The sequence below is a fragment of the Streptomyces sp. NPDC006529 genome (assembly GCF_040611795.1).
GTDB lineage: Bacteria > Actinomycetota > Actinomycetes > Streptomycetales > Streptomycetaceae > Streptomyces.
Window position 1 is genome coordinate 27,776 of sequence record NZ_JBEXPB010000042.1, and the last position, 17,892, is coordinate 45,667.

The 17,892-nt window shown below is 71.6% G+C and carries 11 protein-coding genes; 6 read left to right on the top strand and 5 right to left on the bottom strand.

The annotated features are described in order from the left end of the window. The first annotated feature begins 50 nt into the window (after positions 1–50). From ABZY31_RS24740 to ABZY31_RS24750, 3 genes are all read left to right on the top strand, one after another. Positions 51–1,316 (top strand): sugar ABC transporter permease, encoded by a 1,266-nt coding sequence (locus ABZY31_RS24740; RefSeq protein WP_356413925.1) that lies wholly within the window; start codon positions 51–53, stop codon positions 1,314–1,316. Then, positions 1,313–2,206 (top strand): carbohydrate ABC transporter permease, encoded by an 894-nt coding sequence (locus tag ABZY31_RS24745; protein WP_356413863.1) that lies wholly within the window; start codon positions 1,313–1,315, stop codon positions 2,204–2,206. The genes ABZY31_RS24740 and ABZY31_RS24745 overlap by 4 nt, the downstream gene beginning before the upstream one ends. A 155-nt stretch (positions 2,207–2,361) precedes the next feature. Next, complete coding sequence (locus ABZY31_RS24750; RefSeq protein ID WP_356413865.1) at positions 2,362–4,599, top strand: bifunctional glycosyltransferase family 2 protein/CDP-glycerol:glycerophosphate glycerophosphotransferase; 2,238 nt, start codon at positions 2,362–2,364, stop codon at positions 4,597–4,599. Between the two features lie 156 nt (positions 4,600–4,755). Here ABZY31_RS24750 and ABZY31_RS24755 read toward each other — a convergent pair whose 3' ends face one another. Then, positions 4,756–5,439 carry a TetR/AcrR family transcriptional regulator gene (locus tag ABZY31_RS24755; RefSeq protein ID WP_356413868.1) on the bottom strand — a complete coding sequence of 228 codons (684 nt, stop codon included), beginning with the start codon at positions 5,437–5,439 and terminating at the stop codon, positions 4,756–4,758. A gap of 159 nt (positions 5,440–5,598) precedes the next feature. On the opposite strand from ABZY31_RS24755, the gene ABZY31_RS24760 reads away from it, so the two are divergent. Continuing rightward, positions 5,599–6,501, top strand: coding sequence for an ABC transporter permease (locus ABZY31_RS24760; protein WP_356413871.1), 903 nt, complete (start codon positions 5,599–5,601; stop codon positions 6,499–6,501). Further along, positions 6,494–7,309, top strand: coding sequence for an ABC transporter ATP-binding protein (locus ABZY31_RS24765; RefSeq protein ID WP_356413874.1), 816 nt, complete (start codon positions 6,494–6,496; stop codon positions 7,307–7,309). The genes ABZY31_RS24760 and ABZY31_RS24765 overlap by 8 nt, the downstream gene beginning before the upstream one ends. A 107-nt stretch (positions 7,310–7,416) precedes the next feature. On the opposite strand, the gene ABZY31_RS24770 is transcribed toward ABZY31_RS24765, so the two are convergent. The 3 genes from ABZY31_RS24770 to ABZY31_RS24780 all read right to left on the bottom strand — a co-directional run bounded on the left by ABZY31_RS24770 (position 7,417) and on the right by ABZY31_RS24780 (position 14,074). Then, entirely contained in the window at positions 7,417–12,435 is a 5,019-nt protein-coding gene (locus ABZY31_RS24770) for an NAD-glutamate dehydrogenase (RefSeq protein ID WP_356413877.1), read from the bottom strand. A 380-nt stretch (positions 12,436–12,815) separates the two neighbouring features. After that, positions 12,816–13,496: an HAD family hydrolase gene (locus tag ABZY31_RS24775; RefSeq protein ID WP_356413928.1), complete on the bottom strand. Its 681-nt coding sequence runs from the start codon at positions 13,494–13,496 to the stop codon at positions 12,816–12,818. A gap of 77 nt (positions 13,497–13,573) precedes the next feature. Next, positions 13,574–14,074: a hypothetical protein gene (locus ABZY31_RS24780; protein WP_356413880.1), complete on the bottom strand. Its 501-nt coding sequence runs from the start codon at positions 14,072–14,074 to the stop codon at positions 13,574–13,576. Between the two features lie 332 nt (positions 14,075–14,406). On the opposite strand from ABZY31_RS24780, the gene ABZY31_RS24785 reads away from it, so the two are divergent. Next, positions 14,407–14,808 (top strand): Rv3235 family protein, encoded by a 402-nt coding sequence (locus tag ABZY31_RS24785; RefSeq protein WP_356413883.1) that lies wholly within the window; start codon positions 14,407–14,409, stop codon positions 14,806–14,808. Positions 14,809–14,936: 128 nt separating this feature from the next. Here the strand turns inward: ABZY31_RS24785 and secA are convergent, their stop codons facing one another. Then, positions 14,937–17,717, bottom strand: a complete 2,781-nt coding sequence (gene secA, locus ABZY31_RS24790; RefSeq protein WP_356413885.1) for a preprotein translocase subunit SecA — start codon at positions 17,715–17,717, stop codon at positions 14,937–14,939. Positions 17,718–17,892: the final 175 nt, after the last annotated feature.

A 17,892-nucleotide genomic window follows, 5' to 3' on the forward strand; every position in this document is an offset into this window, starting at 1 on the left:
CCGCCACCGGCGCGGCCGGGGCGCGCACCCGCGCGGCCCGGCGGCACCGGCTGGTGGCGGGGGCGTTCCTGCTGCCCTCGCTGGTGCTGCTCGGCGCGCTCGTCGTGCATCCGATCGGCTACTCGGTCTACCGCAGTCTCTTCGACCGTTCCGGTGACTCCTTCGTGGGGGCCGGGAACTTCCGGGAGATCGTCCACGACGACACCATCCGCACCGCGCTGGGCAATACGGCGCTGTGGGTGGTGCTCGCGCCGACGACGGCGACCGCGCTCGGTCTGATCTTCGCGGTGCTGACCGAACGGGTGCGCTGGGGCACGGCGTTCAAGCTGCTGGTCTTCATGCCGATGGCCATCTCGATGCTGGCGGCGGGCATCATCTTCCGCCTGGTGTACGAGGCGGACCCGGACCGCGGGGTGGCGAACGCGGTGTGGGTCGGGGTGCACGACACCTTCGCTCCGTCCTCGGCCTTCCCCAAGGCGCGGCCCGGCCGGGATTCGCCGCTGGAGGACGCGGGCGGCGGGGCGTTCGTGACGCGCGCTCCGGTGCGGGCGGGTTCGCCCGTGCTGATCCCGCTGGTCGGGGTCGCCCCGGAGGACCTCCCGAAGGGCACCCGCCCGGCGAAGGCGGCCGCCGCCGAGCCGGACCGGGTGACCGGGACCGCCTGGCAGGACTTCACCCGGGGCGGGGGCGGCCGTGCGAACGCGGTCGACCCGGCCGAGTCGGGGTACGCGGGCATGCGCATCGAGGCGGTCAAGGACGGCAGGGTGGTGGACTCGGCCACGGCGGCGGGCGACGGCACCTTCAGCCTGTCCGCGAAGGCCGACGGGGCGCTGCTGCGGCTGCCCGCCGCGAACTTCGCGGCGCCCTACGGGGGCGTGCAGTGGCTGGGGCCGACGCTGGTCACCCCGGCCGTCATCGGCGCGTACGTCTGGATGTGGGCCGGGTTCGCGATGGTCCTGATCGGGGCCGGGCTGGCGTCCGTACCGCGGGAGCTGCTGGAGGCGGCGCGGGTGGACGGGGCGAACGAGTGGCAGGTGTTCCGCCGGATCACCGTGCCGCTGCTGGCGCCCGTGCTGGGCGTGGTCATGGTGACGCTGGTCATCAACGTCATGAAGATCTTCGACCTGGTCTTCGTGATCGCCCCCGGTTCGGTGCAGGACGACGCGAACGTCCTCGCCCTCCAGCTGTACCGCACCTCCTTCGGCACGGACGCGAACCCGGGCCTGGGCAGTGCGATCGCGGTGCTGCTGCTGGTGCTCGTCCTCCCGGTCATGCTCTACAACATCCACCGGATGCGCCGGGAGGCCTCCCGATGAGTACGCCGAAGACGCCGAGCGGGGCGGCCATACCGGCCGCGCCGACCCGCACGGGCAGGCTGGCGGCGCGCGCCGCGGGCGGTGCCGTGCGCGTGTTCCTGGTCCTGGCCGCCATGTTCTGGCTGCTGCCGACGCTGGGGCTGCTGATCTCCTCGCTGCTCGCTCCGGCCGATCTGAACAAGCACGGCTGGTGGCAGGTGCTGAGCGCGCCGTCCCGGCTGACGAGCGCCAACTACGAGCGGCTGCTGTCCAACGACACCATCACCGGGTCGCTGCTGAGCACGGTGGCGATCACCGTGCCGGCGACCCTGCTGGTGCTCGTCCTGGGGGCGTTCGCCGGGTACGCCTTCGCGTGGCTGGAGTTCCCCGGGCGCGACGGCCTGTTCCTGGTGGTGGTCGCGCTGCTGGTGGTCCCGGTGCAGGTGGCGCTGATCCCGGTGTCCGAACTGTTCGGCTCCATAGGGCTGTTCGAGACGACGGCGGGGGTGGTGCTCTTCCACACCGCCTTCGGGCTGCCGTTCGCGGTGTTCCTGCTGCGCAACTTCTTCGCGGAGATCCCGCGCGAGCTGCTGGAGGCGGCGCGGCTGGACGGGGCGGGCGAACTGCGGCTGTTCGCGCGGGTGGTGCTGCCGCTGGGCGGTCCGGCGATCGCCTCGCTGGGCATCTTCCAGTTCCTGTGGGTGTGGAACGACATGCTGGTGGCGCTGGTCTTCGCGGATTCGTCGCACCCGCCGATCACGGTGGCGCTCCAGCAGCAGGTCCGGCAGTTCGGCAACAACATCGACGTGCTGGCGCCGGGGGCCTTCCTGTCGATGGTGATCCCGCTGGCCGTGTTCTTCGCGTTCCAGCGGCAGTTCGTGTCGGGGGTGATGGCCGGCGCGATCAAGTAGCGGCCCCGGCCGGGCCGCGAGGGTCTCGGCGGTGCGAATCGCCGCGCCGACGTGCTGCGTTGACCCTGGGTAACCCGAATGCCACGGCTCGCGTAACCGGATCGGCGCCCCCGTGGTTGCCGGGTCATATGCCCGCGCCGACCCCTGGATGTGCCGTGCCCCGGTTCAGCGTCATCGTGCCCGCGTACAAGGTCCAGGCGTACCTCCAGGAAGGGCTGGACTCGGTCCTGTCCCAGTCGTACCCGGACCTGGAACTGATCGCGGTGGACGACGCCTCCCCCGACGCCTGCGGCCGGATCATCGACGAGTACGCGGCCCGCGACCCGCGGGTCACCCCCGTGCACCTCGCGCACAACGCGGGTCTGGGCCCCGCCCGCAACGCGGGTCTGGCCCGGGCCCGCGGCGACTACGTCGTCTTCCTCGACGGCGACGACACCCTCACTCCGGGCGCCCTCCGGGCCATCGCGGACCGGCTGAAGGCCACCGGCTCCCCGGACGTCCTCGTCTACGACTACGCGCGCACCTTCTGGACCGGCGAGACCACCCGCAACCGGCTCGCGCACCGCCTCCGCGAGGACGGCCCGGCCAGCTTCCGGCTGACCGACCGCCCGGCGCTGCTCGGCATGCTGACGGTGGTGTGGAACAAGGCGTACCGCCGCGAGTTCGTCGAGCGCGAGGGCCTCTCCTTCCCGCCCGGGTTCTACGAGGATACCCCCTGGACCTACCCCGCGCTGCTGGCCGCCGAGTCCGTCGCCGTCCTGGACCGGGTGTGCGTGCACTACCGCCAGCGCCGCACCGGCTCGATCCTGACCACCTCCAGCCGGCGCCACCTGGACATCTTCGACCAGTACGACCGGGTGTTCGCCCACCTCGGCACCCGCCCCGAACTCGACCGCTGGCGGCCCGTGGTGCACCGGCGGATGGCCGGGCACTTCTGCGCCCTGTACGCCGACCCGCGCCGCCTCCCGCGCGCGAGCAGGCCGGAGTTCTTCCGGCGGGCCGCCGCCTCGCTGCGCCGCTACCGGGTCCCCGTGCGCTCCGGCGCGCGTCCGGTGTCCCTGTCGCGGACCGACCGGGTGCGGCACACCCTGATGCGGTACGGGGTGCGGCGCACGTACGGCCTGCTCTCCGCGCTGCGCGCCGGCGCGGTCCGCCTCGGGCGGGGCGCCGCGGGCGGCCTGCGGGGGCTGCGCGAGGCGGCGCTGCGCTGCCACTACCGGATCCAGCGGCTCCTGCCGCTGCGTCCCGGACTGGCGGTGTTCAGCGCGTACTGGCACGGCGGCTACGCCTGCAACCCGGCGGCGATCGAGGCGAAGCTGCGGGAGCTGTCGCCCGGCACGCGCACGGCGTGGATCTGCGATCCGGCGCACGCGGCGACCCTGCCGAAGGAGACCGCCGCGCTGCGGCCCGGCTCCGCGGCCTACTGGACGGCGCTGGCCCGGGCGGGCTACCTGGTCACCAACGTCAACTTCGACCGCGCGCTGGTCAAGCGGCGCGGCCAGATCCTGCTCCAGACCCAGCACGGCACGCCGCTCAAGCGGGTCGGCCTGGACCTCCAGGACCGGCCGGCGGCCACGCCGACCGCCGATTTCGCGGGCCTGCTGCGGGGCGCCGACCAGTGGGACTACCTGCTGTCCGCCAACCGGCACTCGACGCTGGTGTGGGAGAAGGCCCTGCCGTCCTCCTACACCACGCTGGAGTACGGCTACCCGCGCAACGACGTCTTCCACCGGGCCGGCCCGGGTGCAGCGCTGGAACTGCGCGCACGCCTCGGCGTTCCGGCGGGCTCGACGGTGATCCTGTACGCGCCCACGCACCGCGACTACCGGCGCAGCCGGCCGCGGCACCCGGACTTCGAGCGGGTGCTGCGGGACCTCGGGCCCCGTTTCACGATCCTGGTCCGCTCGCACCTGACGTACGCCGACGCGCCGCCGACGTGGGAGCGCCACCCGCGGCTGCTGGACGTGACCTCGCACCCGTCGGTGGAGGAACTCTGCCTGGCGTCGGACGCGTTGGTGACGGACTACTCGTCCCTGATGTTCGACTACGCGGCGCTGGACCGGCCGATCGTGATCCACGCGGACGACTGGGAGGCCTACGAGGCCTCCCGGGGCACCTACTTCGACCTGCGCGCCTTCCCCCCGGGGGCGATCGCCCGCACCGAGGACGAACTGGTCGACATCTTCGCCACCGGCCACTGGCGCGGCTCCCGCTCGTCCCAGCTCCGCGCCGCGTTCCGGTCCCGCTTCTGCCCGCACGACGACGGCCACGCGGCGGAACGCGTGGTCCGCCACGTCTTCCTGCGCGACCCGGCCCCTGGACGCGACAACGCCAGCCCCACCGGCGGCACACCCAGCCCCGCCAGCGGCACACCCAGCCCCGTCGGCGTTTGAGGCGCACCACACCCAGCTCCGCCGGCGTCGTATCCAGCCCCGCCGGCGTTTGAGGCGCCCCCGGAGGGCCACCGCACCCGCAGGGCCCCACCGGCAGCACCCCGCCAGCCCCCATCAGCCCCCGCCCACCCCCGCCACCCCGGCGAGGGACACGGCTTAGGCCTTGAGCCCCGCGACAACGGCCCCGGCCAGCGAATCCAGGTACTCCCGCGGAGCGGACTCGTTCACGACGACCACCCGCCAGTACAACGGCCCGATCGCCAGATCGAGCACCCGCTCCGCGTCCACCCCCGCTGCCAGCTCCCCCCGGGACACCGCCTCCGACACGATCCCCTCGGCGAGCCTGCGCTGCCCCTCCCGCAGCGCCCCCCGCACCGCCCCCGCGATCTCCGGGTTCCGCGCCGCCTCGACCAGCAGGTCGGGGATGACGGCGGAGGCGACGGGGTGCCGCAGCACGTGGGACATCACCTCCAGCAGTGCCCGTACGTCCCCGTAGAGCGACCCGGTGGCCGGCACCGGCAGCCCGTCCACCGCGAAAGCGGCCACCAGGTCCAGCACCAGGTGCAGCTTGGACTTCCAGCGCCGGTAGACGGCCGTCTTGCCGACGCCGGCCCGGCGCGCGATCCCCTCGATCGACATCCGTGCGAAGCCGACCGCGGCCAGTTCCTCGACCACCGCCGTCCGGATCGCCTCGGTCACGTCCTCGCGCAGGACGGCCGCCCCGGCGGGCGCCCGGCGCCGCCCCGCGGCGGCGGGCGCCCCGACCGGAACGGCGGCGGACGGGGCGGGCGGAGCGGCGGCGGCGGAAGCAGGAGCGGGAGCGGCGGGATCCGAGGTCATACAGCGAGCATAACCGCGCACGCGCCTCCGCACCCGTCGCGACGATACGGTTGCGTTCCGACGCGCCCGCCCCTAATCTCGCCGTAGCGACGATACGGACCCGTCCCATCGGACCAGCCCATCGCCGGCGACGCCCCGCCCCCGTCGAAAGCGACCCCCGTGACCACGACCCTGACCGAATCCCCGGCGCCCCTGCCGGACATCGAGGAACTGGCGGCCGCCCACGGCCTGACCCTCAGCGGCGCCCGCCCCTCCCTGCCCGCGTACGTCCGCCAGCTCTGGCAGCGCCGCCACTTCGTGATGTCGTACGCGACGGCGCGGATGTCGGCGACGTACAGCACCGCGAAGCTCGGCCAGGTCTGGCACCTGGTCACCCCGCTGCTGAACGCGGCCGTGTACTACTTCATCTTCGGCATCATCATGAAGGCCAGCCACGGCGTCTCCGACTACGTCCCGTTCCTGATCACGGGCGTCTTCGTCTGGGACTTCATCGGCAGCTCCGTCAACGCCGGCACCCGCGCGGTGCACAGCAACCTCGGCCTGGTCCGGGCCCTGCACTTCCCCCGCGCGAGCCTGCCCCTGTCCAGCGTGATCCAGCTCTTCCAACAGCTGCTCGTCACCATGGGCGCCCTGGTCGTCCTGCTGGTCTGCTTCGGGCAGCTGCCCACCGCGCACTGGTTCCTGGCGCTTCCCACCCTCTTCCTGATGGCCGTCTTCTGCGCGGGCTGCGCCATGGTCATGGCCCGCCTCGGCAGCAAGAACCCGGACGTCAGCCAGCTGATGCCGTTCATCCTGCGCACCTGGATGTACTCCTCGGGCGTCATGTGGAGCATCAGCGACATGCTCAGCAAGGACCACCTGCCGCACTGGGTGATGACGGCGCTCCAGATGAACCCTGCCGCCGTCTACATCGACCTGATGCGGTACTCGCTGATCGACAGCACCAAGCTCTCGTCCCTCCCGCACCACGTCTGGCCGATCGCCATCGGCTGGGCCCTCGTCGTCGGCATCGGCGGCTTCGTCTACTTCTGGAAGGCCGAGGAGGAATACGGCCGTGGCTGACACGACGACCACCCCCGTCCCCGCACCCGCCCGCGTCCCCGCGGACACCCGCGTCCCCACCGTCATCGCGGACAACGTGCACATCACCTACCGCATCGTCGGCGCCGGCGCCGGCCGCGGCAGCGCCACCGCCGCGCTCAGCCGGATCTTCAACCGCAAGAAGCCGAAGCCCGGCATCCGCGAGGTGCACGCCGTGCGCGGGGTGTCCTTCATCGCGTACAAGGGCGAGGCCATCGGCCTGATCGGCACCAACGGCTCCGGCAAGTCCACCCTGCTCTCCGCCATCGCGGGCCTCCAGCCGGTGGCGAGCGGCCGGATCTTCTCGCACGGCCAGCCCTCGCTGCTCGGTGTGAACGCGGCCCTGATGAACGACCTGACCGGCGAGCGCAACGTCATCCTCGGCGGCCTGGCCATGGGCATGTCCAAGCAGCAGGTCCAGGAGCGCTACCAGGGCATCGTCGACTTCTCCGGGATCAACGAGAAGGGCGACTTCATCTCGCTCCCGATGCGCACCTACTCCTCCGGGATGGGCGCCCGCCTGCGCTTCTCCATCGCCGCCGCCAAGGACCACGACGTCCTGATGATCGACGAGGCCCTCGCCACCGGTGACGCGGCCTTCCAGCGGCGCAGCCAGAAGCGGATCGAGGAACTGCGCAAGACGGCCGGCACCGTCTTCCTGGTCAGCCACGGCATCGGCACGATCCGCGAGACCTGCGACCGCGTCCTGTGGCTGGAGCACGGCGTGCTGCGGATGGACGGGCCGACCCGCGAGGTCTGCGACGCGTACGAGGAGTTCGGTAAGAAGTAGGAAGAACCAGGGAGAGCGCCACGACGGGGAGGGCCCCGGGACCGGATTCCGGTCCCGGGGCCCTCCCCGTCATCTGCCCGCCGGGCGCCGCGGCGCCCGGCCCGGGTTCAGCTGTGCGTCCGCAGCAGCGAGCGCATCGTGCGCATCGCCACGGACAGGTTCGCCAGGTCGAAGTCGTCCGAGCTCTTGATCTCGTCCAGGGTGGACCGAGCGCGGCCGAGGATCGCCGCGTTCTTCTCCTCCCAGGCCTTGAAGCGCTCCCCGGGAGTGGCGGAGCCGTCGCCGACCGCCAGCACGTCGGCGGTCATCGCCGCGTGCGCGGCGAACAGGTCCTCGCGGATGGAGGCGCGGGCCATGGACTGCCAGCGGTCGCCCCGCGGCAGTTCGATGATCCGGTCCATCAGCTGGGTGATGTCCAGCCGGTCGGCGAGGTCGTAGTAGACCTCGGCCACCTCCAGCGGGCCCGTGCCCGTGCGGTCGGCGATCGCGACGATGTCGAGCGTCGGGAAGGCCGAGGAGAACCCGGCCACCTTGGCGGCCAGGTCCGCCGGGACGCCCTCCCCCGTCAGCTCGTCCACGATCGAGGCGTACCACTCGGCGTCGGCGCCCCGCACCAGCTTGGGCAGCTCGGCCCAGACCTGCGTGACGCGCTCGGCGAAGAAGGCGATGGTCTCGGTGATCTGGAGCGGCTGCGGCCGGTTGTTGAGCAGCCAGCGGGTACCGCGCTCCACCAGCCGGCGCGAGTGCAGCCGGATCCGGGTCTGCACATCGGCCGCGACCTTGTTGTCCAGCGCCTCGACCGCGTCCCACACCTCGGCCAGCCCGAAGATCTCGCGGGCCGAGAGCTGCGCCCGGACGATCTCCTCCAGGGAGGCCCCCGTCTCCTCGCGGAGCCGGTGCAGGAAGGTCGAACCACCGCTGTTGACGGTGTCGTTGACCAGGATCGTCGTGATGATCTCGCGGCGCAGGGCGTGCGCCTCGATCTGCTCGGGGAACTTCTCGCGCAGGGCGCCCGGGAAGTAGTCGTGCAGCAGCCGGTTCAGGTAGGGGTCGTCCGGCAGCCCGGTGCCGATCAGCTCGTCCGCCACCGTGATCTTGGTGTAGGCCAGCAGGACGGCCAGCTCCGGCTGGGTCAGGCCCTTGCCGTTGTTCAGCAGTTCGCGGATCTGCCGGTCGGTGGGCAGGAACTCCAGCGGCCGGTTGAGCAGCCCCTCGCGCTCCAGGCGGCGCATGAAGCGCTGCTGGGCGTGGAGCAGGCTGGGCGCCTGGGCGGCGCCGTTGGCGAGCGCCACGTTCTGCGCGTAGTTGTTGCGCAGCACCAGGTGGCCGACTTCGTCGGTCATCGCGGCGAGGAAGGTGTTGCGCTGCTTGACGGTCATGTCGCCGTCGGAGACCACCGCGTTCAGCAGGATCTTGATGTTCACCTCGTGGTCGGAGGTGTCCACGCCGGCGCTGTTGTCGATGGCGTCGGTGTTGATCTTGCCACCCTCGCCGCCCGCGCCGAGGCGGGCGAACTCGATCCGGCCCAGCTGGGTCAGGCCGAGGTTGCCGCCCTCGCCGATGACCCGGGCGCGCACGTCCTGGCCGTCGACGCGGATGGCGTCGTTCGCCTTGTCGCCGACGTCGGCGTGGGTCTCGGCCGTCGCCTTGACGTACGTACCGATGCCGCCGTTCCACAGCAGGTCGACCGGGGCCTTGAGGATCGCCTGCATCAGCTCGGCCGGGGTCATCTTGGCGGTGGTGGCGTCGATGCCGAGCGCCTGGCGCATCTGCGGGGTGACCGGGATCGCCTTGGCGGTGCGGGGGTGGACGCCGCCGCCCGCCGAGAGGAGCGAGGTGTCGTAGTCGGCCCAGGAGGAGCGCGGCAGCTCGAACAGGCGGCGGCGCTCCGCGAAGGAGGTGGCCGCGTCCGGGTTCGGGTCGATGAAGATGTGCCGGTGGTCGAAGGCGGCGACCAGGCGGATGTGCTCGGAGAGCAGCATGCCGTTGCCGAAGACGTCACCGGACATGTCGCCGACGCCGACCGTGGTGAAGTCCTCGGTCTGGGTGTCGTGGCCCAGCTCGCGGAAGTGCCGCTTGACGGACTCCCACGCGCCGCGGGCGGTGATGCCCATGCCCTTGTGGTCGTAACCGGCGGAGCCGCCCGACGCGAAGGCGTCGCCGAGCCAGAACCCGTAGGACTCCGCGACGGCGTTGGCGATGTCGGAGAAGGTCGCGGTGCCCTTGTCGGCGGCGACGACGAGGTAGGTGTCGTCCTCGTCGTGGCGGACGACGTCCTGCGGGGGCACGACCTCGCCCGCGACGAGGTTGTCGGTGATGTCGAGCAGCGCCGAGATGAAGATCTTGTACGAGGCGATGCCCTCGGCGAGCCACGCGTCGCGGTCCACCGACGGGTCCGGCAGGTTCTTGGCGACGAAGCCGCCCTTGGCGCCGACCGGGACGATGACGGTGTTCTTCACCATCTGTGCCTTGACCAGGCCGAGGATCTCCGTACGGAAGTCCTCGCGCCGGTCGGACCAGCGCAGACCGCCGCGGGCGACCTTGCCGAAGCGCAGGTGGACGCCCTCGACGCGGGGCGAGTAGACCCAGATCTCGTACGCCGGGCGCGGCGCGGGGAGGAGGTCCAGCATCGCCTGCGGGTCGAACTTCATCGACACGTAGGAGTGCGGCTGACCGGTCTTCGTCGTCTGGAAGAAGTTGGTCCGCAGGGTGGCCTTGATGAGCGTCAGGAACGCCCGCAGGATGCGGTCCTCGTCCAGCGAGGCGACCTGGTCCAGGGCGCCCTCCAGCTCCTCCAGCATCGCGTCGATCAGCTCGGTGCCGGCGGACTGGCGGCCGGGCGACATGCGCGCCTCGAAGAGCGAGATCAGCAGCCGGGTGGTGTGGACGTTGTTGCGGAGGGTGTCCTCCATGTAGTCCTGGCTGAAGGTGGAACCGGCCTGGCGCAGGTACTTCGCGTACGCGCGCAGCACCACCGCCTGGCGCCAGGTGAGCCCGGCGCTGAGCACCAGGGTGTTGAAGTTGTCGTTCTCCGCGTCGCCCTGCCAGACCGCGGCGAAGGCCTGCTGGAAGCGCTCGCGCGCGTCGTCGCCGACGTGGTCGTGGCTCCCTCCGGAGGCGGGCAGGCGCAGACCGAAGTCGTAGATCCAGGCGTGCGTGCGGTCGGCGCAGCGCAGCTCGTAGGGGCGCTCGTCGGTGACCTCGACGCCCAGGCGCTGGAGGACCGGCAGCACGGCGGACAGGGAGACCTGCTCGCCCTGGCGGTAGATCTTGAAGCGGCGCTCGCCGGGGCCCGCGCCGACCGGCTCGTACAGCGAGAGGTCGAAGTCGCTGGCGCTGGCGGACAGCCGTTCCAGGCGGACCAGGTCGGCCACGGCGGCGCGCGGCGAGTGGTCGGCCTTGTAGCCCTCGGGGAAGGAGCCGCCGTAGCGGCGCAGCAGCTCGGCGGCGCGCTCCTCGCCGCACTCGGCGGTCAGCGCCTCGCCGAAGCCGTCGGCCCAGGAGCGTGCGGCCTCGACCAGGCGGGCCTCGATGCGCTCGGCGTCGGCGTCGGTGAGCGCCGGCAGCTCGGTGCCCTGCGGGACGCGGATGACGAAGTGGATGCGGGAGAGGATCGACTCGGTGTTCCAGGCGGTGAAGTCGACGCTGGTGCCGCCCAGTTCCTCCTTGAGGATGTCGATCAGCCGCAGCCGGACGCCGGTGGTGTAGCGGTCGCGGGGCAGGTAGACCAGGGCCGAGTAGTAGCGGCCGTACTCGTCCTGGCGCAGGTACAACCGCAGCCGGCGGCGTTCCTGGAGGTACAGGACGGAGGTGGCGATGGCGCGCAGCTGGTCGACCGGGGTCTGGAACAGCTCGTCGCGCGGGTAGGTCTCCAGGATCTGGAGCAGGTCGCGGCCGTCGTGGCTGCTCGGCGCGAAGCCGGCGCCTTCGAGGACCTCGACGACCTTGCGGCGGATCACCGGGACGCGGCGCACGGACTCGGTGTAGGCGGCCGAGGAGAACAGGCCGAGGAAGCGGCGCTCGCCGATGACGTTGCCCTCGGCGTCGAACTTCTTGACGCCGACGTAGTCCAGGTAGGAGGGCCGGTGCACGGTGGAGCGGCTGTTGGCCTTGGTCAGCACCAGCAGCTTGTGCTCGCGCGCCTTGGCGCGGGCGTCGGCGGGCAGCCGGTTGAAGGACGGCGAGACCGGGTGGCCGTCGTCCTTGCCGCTGTGGTGCGGGTCGGAGCGCAGGATGCCGAGGCCGGTGCCGGGTACGGCGGCCAGCGCGTCCCCGTCGACCAGGTTGTACTCGCGGTACCCGAGGAAGGTGAAGTTGTCGCCGGCCAGCCAGCGCAGCAGCTCCCGGGCCTCGTCCAGCTCGTGCTCGGGCAGGTCGGTGGCGGTGTGCTCGGAGGGCAGCTCTTCGGCGATGCGGCGCGCGGCGTCGCGCATCTTCTCCCAGTCCTCGACGGCCTCGCGGACGTCGGACAGGACGCGAAGCAGATCGGCGGTGATCTGCTGGAGGTCGGCGCGGTCGGTCTCGCGGTCGATCTCGACGTGGATCCAGGACTCGACGAGGGAGTCGTGGGGGCGCGCGGTGGCGGGGCCGAGGGCGTCCGGGGTCCCGGAGGGACTCGTTGAGGGGTGGCGGTCGGGCGACGGGTGGGCGCAGTCGGAACCGAGGATCTCGATCAGCTTGCCGGTGACATCACGGCGGACGACGACCTGCGGGTGGATCACGACGTGGATGCCGCGGCCCTGGCGGGACAGCTCGTTGGTGACGCTGTCGACGAGGAAGGGCATGTCGTCGGTGACCACCTCGACGACGGAGTGGCTGGAGGTCCAGCCGTTCTCCTCGACCGTGGGGGTGTGGACGCGCACGCGGGCCGTGCCCTGTGGCCGGTTCTCGGCGAGCCGGTAGTGGGAGAGCGCGGCGCCGAAGACGTCGACCGGGTCGCGGTCGGTGAGGTCCTCGGGTGCGGTGTGCAGGTAGTAGCGCTGGAGGTAAGAGAGCGTCGTGTCCTTGCCGGGACGCCCCCCTTGCTCGGACCCAGTCGGAAGTAGCCCCCCGGCCGGGCTGTTCTCAGCTACCCGGGCCGCCCGTACGAGCAGCTCGGCCTTTGCTTCGTCCAGCTTGGTCTGCATGTCCTCTGGCTCCTGTCGCGCGCCATTGCGTGACGTAGGTGAAGGAAGAATCGACATAGCGCCGCGAGGCGGGATGTCCGTTCGGGATCGACGCTATGCCGTCGTATGAGCCGGGCGGGGCGGAACGGGCCATTCTCGGCCACGTGCCCCGGCGGCGGGGATCAGCGATGGCCCGGGCACGGTGGTGCGCCGGGCGCGGGCCGGAGGCTTCAGTGCCTCCGAGGACTATCGCGCTGATCACGGGACAAGGCTATCTCGCCTCACCCCCGGCCCGTCATGAGCTGTATGTGTACAAAACCGGGGGTGGAACTTTGACACTCTGGACAGCGACGCGGCCCCCACCTGCATGCGGGGACCCTTCCGGGGGCGCTTAAACGCCGTTATCCGGCCAATTCGCGAGCTGTCCGGACCGCCTCCGCCAGCGTGTCCACGACCGGGACTCCGGCTGATTCCAGACTGCGGCGGCTGTGCGAACCGCCGGTGTAGAGCACCGCCAGCGCGCCCACGTGCGCCGCGGCCAGGGCGTCGTCCACGGCGTCTCCGATGAGGACCGTACGGGCCGCCCGCACGCCCGTCCCCTCCAGGGCCGCCATGTGGCGTACCAGGTGCACGGCCTTCGAGGTGTGGGAGGGCCCGACGCGCCCGTCGACGCGCAGGAAGTGCCCGTGGATGCCGTGCCGCCGTACCAGGGGCACCAGCTTCTCGTGCGGCGCCAGGGACAGGAGGGACTGCGTGAGCCCGGCGGTCCGCCAGCCGTCCAGCAGCTCCCGCGCCCCCTCGGCCAGCCCGGCGGCGTCGGCCGCGGCCCAGTAGTGCCGGTGGAAGGTCTCGTCCATCAGGAGCCACTCGTCGTCCGTGGGCAGCCGCCCCATCAGCCGCTCGTAGAACTTCGGCACGGGGACGACGTACAGCTCGCGGTAGCGCTCCAGGGTGATCGGCTCGAAGCCCAGTTCGGCGAAGGAGGCGTTCGTCGCGGCCATGACGGCGTCGATGTCGTGGAGCAGCGTGCCGTTCCAGTCCCAGACGATGTGGGCACCGCCGGCGTCGCCCACGGCGCTCATGCTCGCCACCTCGGCCACGGCTATCACGTCGGTCACCGCCGTCACCTCGGTCACCGCCGTCCCCTCGCTCGCGCCGGTCACGTGAGCAGCCCCGGGATCTCCTGCACCCCGAACCACAGCAGGTCGTGGTCCTCGGCGCCGTCCACCGTGAACTGCGCGTCCGCGTCCCCCGCGTCGGCGGCGGCCACGGCGTCCGCGGCGGCGCTCACGTCCGCCTCGGCGTCCGGCGCGTCCACGTGCACGGCGGCGGCCACGCCCAGGCGCACGGCGGCGGCCAGCGACACCTGGCCGAGGGTCGCCTCGTCCACACCGGGGATCGCGGAGGCGGCCTTGTCGTCGACGTCGAGCGCCACCACGACGCGCTTGCGGGGCGCGGCGGGGTCCTGGGCGATCAGGCGCAGGGAGGCGATCGCGGCCCGGTTCAGGGCCGCGTACTCCAGCTCCTCGATGTCGTCCGAGACGTACCACTCGCGCAGGCCGGGCGTGACGGCGTACGCCCGCAGGGGGGCGGGGCCCAGCTCGCCCGCCTTGTGCGCCTCGGCGAGCCCGGGGAGGGTCAGGGGGACGTACACACGCATGGCCGGCTGCTTTCGGTAGTCGGGAACGCCCTCAGGATACGACCGCGGTACGGGTTCCCGGCGGCCCCCCGGGCCAACTCCCGGCGCTCCGTCCGGCGCAGGGCCCGGTCCCCTTTCGGGGTGCCGCCGCCGGCGCCGGGCGTGTCCACGGCGGCGGGGGCGCGCGGCCGCCGCGCGGGGGCGGGCGGCGCGGCGGCGACCCTGATAGGCGAACCCCGCGCCGGCCGGGACCGGGCCGCGGGCCCGTTGCGGCGGCGGGCGGGGCGCCCGTACAAGGTCCCCATCAAGTTACCGCCCGGTACAGCCGGGCCCGGCCACTTCGGGGACGCGCCATGACCAGCACGCGGAGCACCACCCGCCCTGCGGGACGCCACGACCAGCGGCGCCCGCCGAGCCCGCCCCGCGGGGCGCGGCCCGGCCCGCACCACTGGTTCGCGGAACGCCTCCTGGCGGTCCTCAGCGGCCGGCGGCCGGTCCACTGCCTGCTCGGCCACACGGTCGGCCCCGCCTACGAGCAGCTGGTCACCCTGGCCACCCCGGCGGGCCCCTTCCGGGACCACCTGCGCCCGGTCCTGCGCCAGTGCGGTCGCTTCCACCCCGGCCCCGGCGTGATCGAGGCCTTCGCGCGCATCGCCACGGGCGACCGCGTCACGGCGATGGCCTTCCGCCTGGAGCAGGGCCAGGACCTGCGCTGGCGCTGCGCGGCCGTGGAGGTCTCGGGACCCCGGCCCTGAACCGCTCCCGGCCCGCGACCCTTGCGCACCCGCGCACGCACCAGGGGCCGGACCCCGCGCCACAGCACGGTGTCCGGCCCCTGTACGACCCCTGTGAGCCCCCGGAGGGCCCGCGGCGGGTGCGGGTGCTACTTCTTGCGGCGACGCCCGCCGGACGCCTTCTGCGCCTTGCGGCGCTCCGCCCGGGTCATCCCGTCGCCGGAGGCCTCGGCCCCGTCGGCGTCGAAGTCGCCCTCGACCACACCGCCCTCGCCGTCCACCGTGGGAGCGGAGAAGTGCAGCCGGTCCGGACGCTGCGGCGCGTCCAGGCCCTTGGCCCGGATCTCGGGCTTCGCCAGGGACGGACCCGCGTCCTGCACCGGAAGCTCCTCGACCTGCTGCTCGACCTGGACCTCCAGGTTGAACAGGTAGCCGACGGACTCCTCCTTGATGCCGTCCTGCATGGCGTTGAACATGTCGAAGCCCTCGCGCTGGTACTCGACCAGCGGGTCCTTCTGGGCCATCGCGCGCAGGCCGATGCCCTCCTGCAGGTAGTCCATCTCGTACAGGTGCTCGCGCCACTTGCGGTCCAGCACCGACAGCACCACGCGGCGCTCCAGCTCGCGCATGACCTCCGAGCCGAGCTGCGCCTCGCGCGCCTCGTACTGCTCGTGGATGTCGTCCTTGACGGACTCCGCGATGAACTCGGCGGTGATCCCGGCGCGGTCGCCCGCCGCCTCTTCCAGCTCCTCGATGGTGACCTTCACCGGGTAGAGCTGCCGGAAGGCGCCCCACAGTCGCTCCAGGTCCCACTCCTCGGCGAAGCCCTCGACCGTCTCGGCCGTGATGTAGGCGTCGATGGTGTCGTCCATCATGTGCCGGATCTGCTCCTGGAGGTCCTCGCCCTCCAGGACCCGGCGGCGCTCGCGGTAGATGACCTCGCGCTGGTTGTTGAGGACCTCGTCGTACTTCAGGACGTTCTTGCGCGTCTCGAAGTTCTGGGTCTCGACCTGCGACTGCGCGGACGCGATCGCCCGGGTCACCATCTTGTTCTCGATCGGCACGTCGTCCGGCACGTTGGCCATCGCCATGACGCGCTCGACCATCTGCGCCTTGAACAGGCGCATCAGGTCGTCGCCCAGCGACAGGTAGAAGCGGGACTCGCCCGGGTCGCCCTGACGGCCGGAACGGCCGCGCAGCTGGTTGTCGATGCGGCGCGACTCGTGCCGCTCGGTGCCGAGGACGTAGAGCCCGCCGAGCTCCTTGACCTCTTCGAACTCGGCCTTGACGGCCGCCTCGGCCCGGGTGAGCGCCGCGGGCAGGGCGTGCGCCCACTCCTCGATGTGCTCTTCCGGGTCCAGGCCCTGCTGGCGCAGCTCGGCCTCGGCGAGGTCGTCCGGGTTGCCGCCGAGCTTGATGTCGGTACCGCGGCCGGCCATGTTCGTCGCGACCGTGACGGCGCCGCGGCGGCCCGCCTGGGCGACGATCGAGGCCTCGCGCTCGTGCTGCTTCGCGTTCAGCACCTCGTGCGGGATGCCGCGCTTGGAGAGCTGCTGCGAGAGGTACTCGGACTTCTCGACCGAGGTGGTGCCGACCAGGATCGGCTGGCCCTTCTCGTGCTTCTCCGCGATGTCGTCGACTACAGCGGCGAACTTGGCGACCTCGGTGCGGTAGATCAGGTCGGCCTGGTCCTTGCGGACCATGTCCCGGTTGGTCGGGATCGGCACGACGCCGAGCTTGTAGATCTGGTGGAACTCGGCGGCCTCGGTCATGGCCGTACCGGTCATGCCCGACAGCTTCGAGTACAGGCGGAAGAAGTTCTGCAGGGTGATCGTGGCGAGGGTCTGGTTCTCGTCCTTGATGTCCACCCCTTCCTTCGCCTCGATCGCCTGGTGCATGCCCTCGTTGTAGCGGCGGCCCGCGAGGATGCGGCCGGTGTGCTCGTCGACGATCATGACCTCGCCGTCGATGACGACGTAGTCCTTGTCGTTCTTGAACAGCTCCTTGGCCTTCAGGGCGTTGTTCAGGTAACCGACGAGCGGGGTGTTCACCGACTCGTAGAGGTTGTCGATGCCGAGCCAGTCCTCGACCTTGGCGACACCGGCCTCGTGGATGGCGACGGTGCGCTTCTTCTCGTCGACCTCGTAGTCGCCGGTCTCCTCGATGCCCTTCAGCGGCTGGCCGGGCTCGCCCTTCTTCAGGCGGGTCACCAGCTTCGCGAAGTCGCCGTACCACTTGGTGGCCTGGTCGGCCGGGCCGGAGATGATCAGCGGCGTACGGGCCTCGTCGACCAGGATCGAGTCGACCTCGTCGACCACGGCGAAGTTGTGGCCGCGCTGCACCAGCTCGTCCTTCGACCACGCCATGTTATCGCGCAGGTAGTCGAAGCCGAACTCGTTGTTCGTGCCGTAGGTGATGTCCGCTTTGTACTGCTCGCGGCGCTGCGCCGGCGACATGTTCGCCAGGATGCAGCCGACCTCGAGGCCGAGGAACTTGTGGACGCGGCCCATCATCTCGGAGTCGCGCTCGGCCAGGTAGTCGTTCACCGTGATCAGGTGGACGCCCTTGCCGGACATGGCGTTGAGGTAGGCGGGCAGGGTGCCGACGAGGGTCTTGCCCTCACCGGTCTTCATCTCCGCCACGTACCCGAGGTGGAGTGCGGCGCCGCCCATGATCTGGACGTCGTAGTGCCGCTGGCCGAGGACGCGCTTGGCGGCCTCGCGCACCGTGGCGAATGCCTCGGGCAGCAGGTCGTCCAGGCTCTCGCCGTCCTGGAAGCGCTGCTTGTACTCATCCGTGAGCGCCCGCAACTCGGCGTCGGAGAGGTTGACGAAGTCCTCTTCGATGGAGTTGACCTGGTCCGCGATGCGGTGCAGTTTGCGCAGGATCTTGCCTTCGCCTGCACGCATGAGCTTGTTGAAGACGGACACCGAGGTTTGTCTCCTTGCCGGTCGGGCCTGGGCACTGTTCGTACACGGGCACGGCAGGTGGACCCCACCGCAACGGCCATCGTAAGCGAGGACGTGGTCACGCCGGGAGGTCCGCCGTATCCGCAGGGCGGCTGGCACCCGCAAGGAGAACGGACGGGGAGCACGGAAGGTGCCG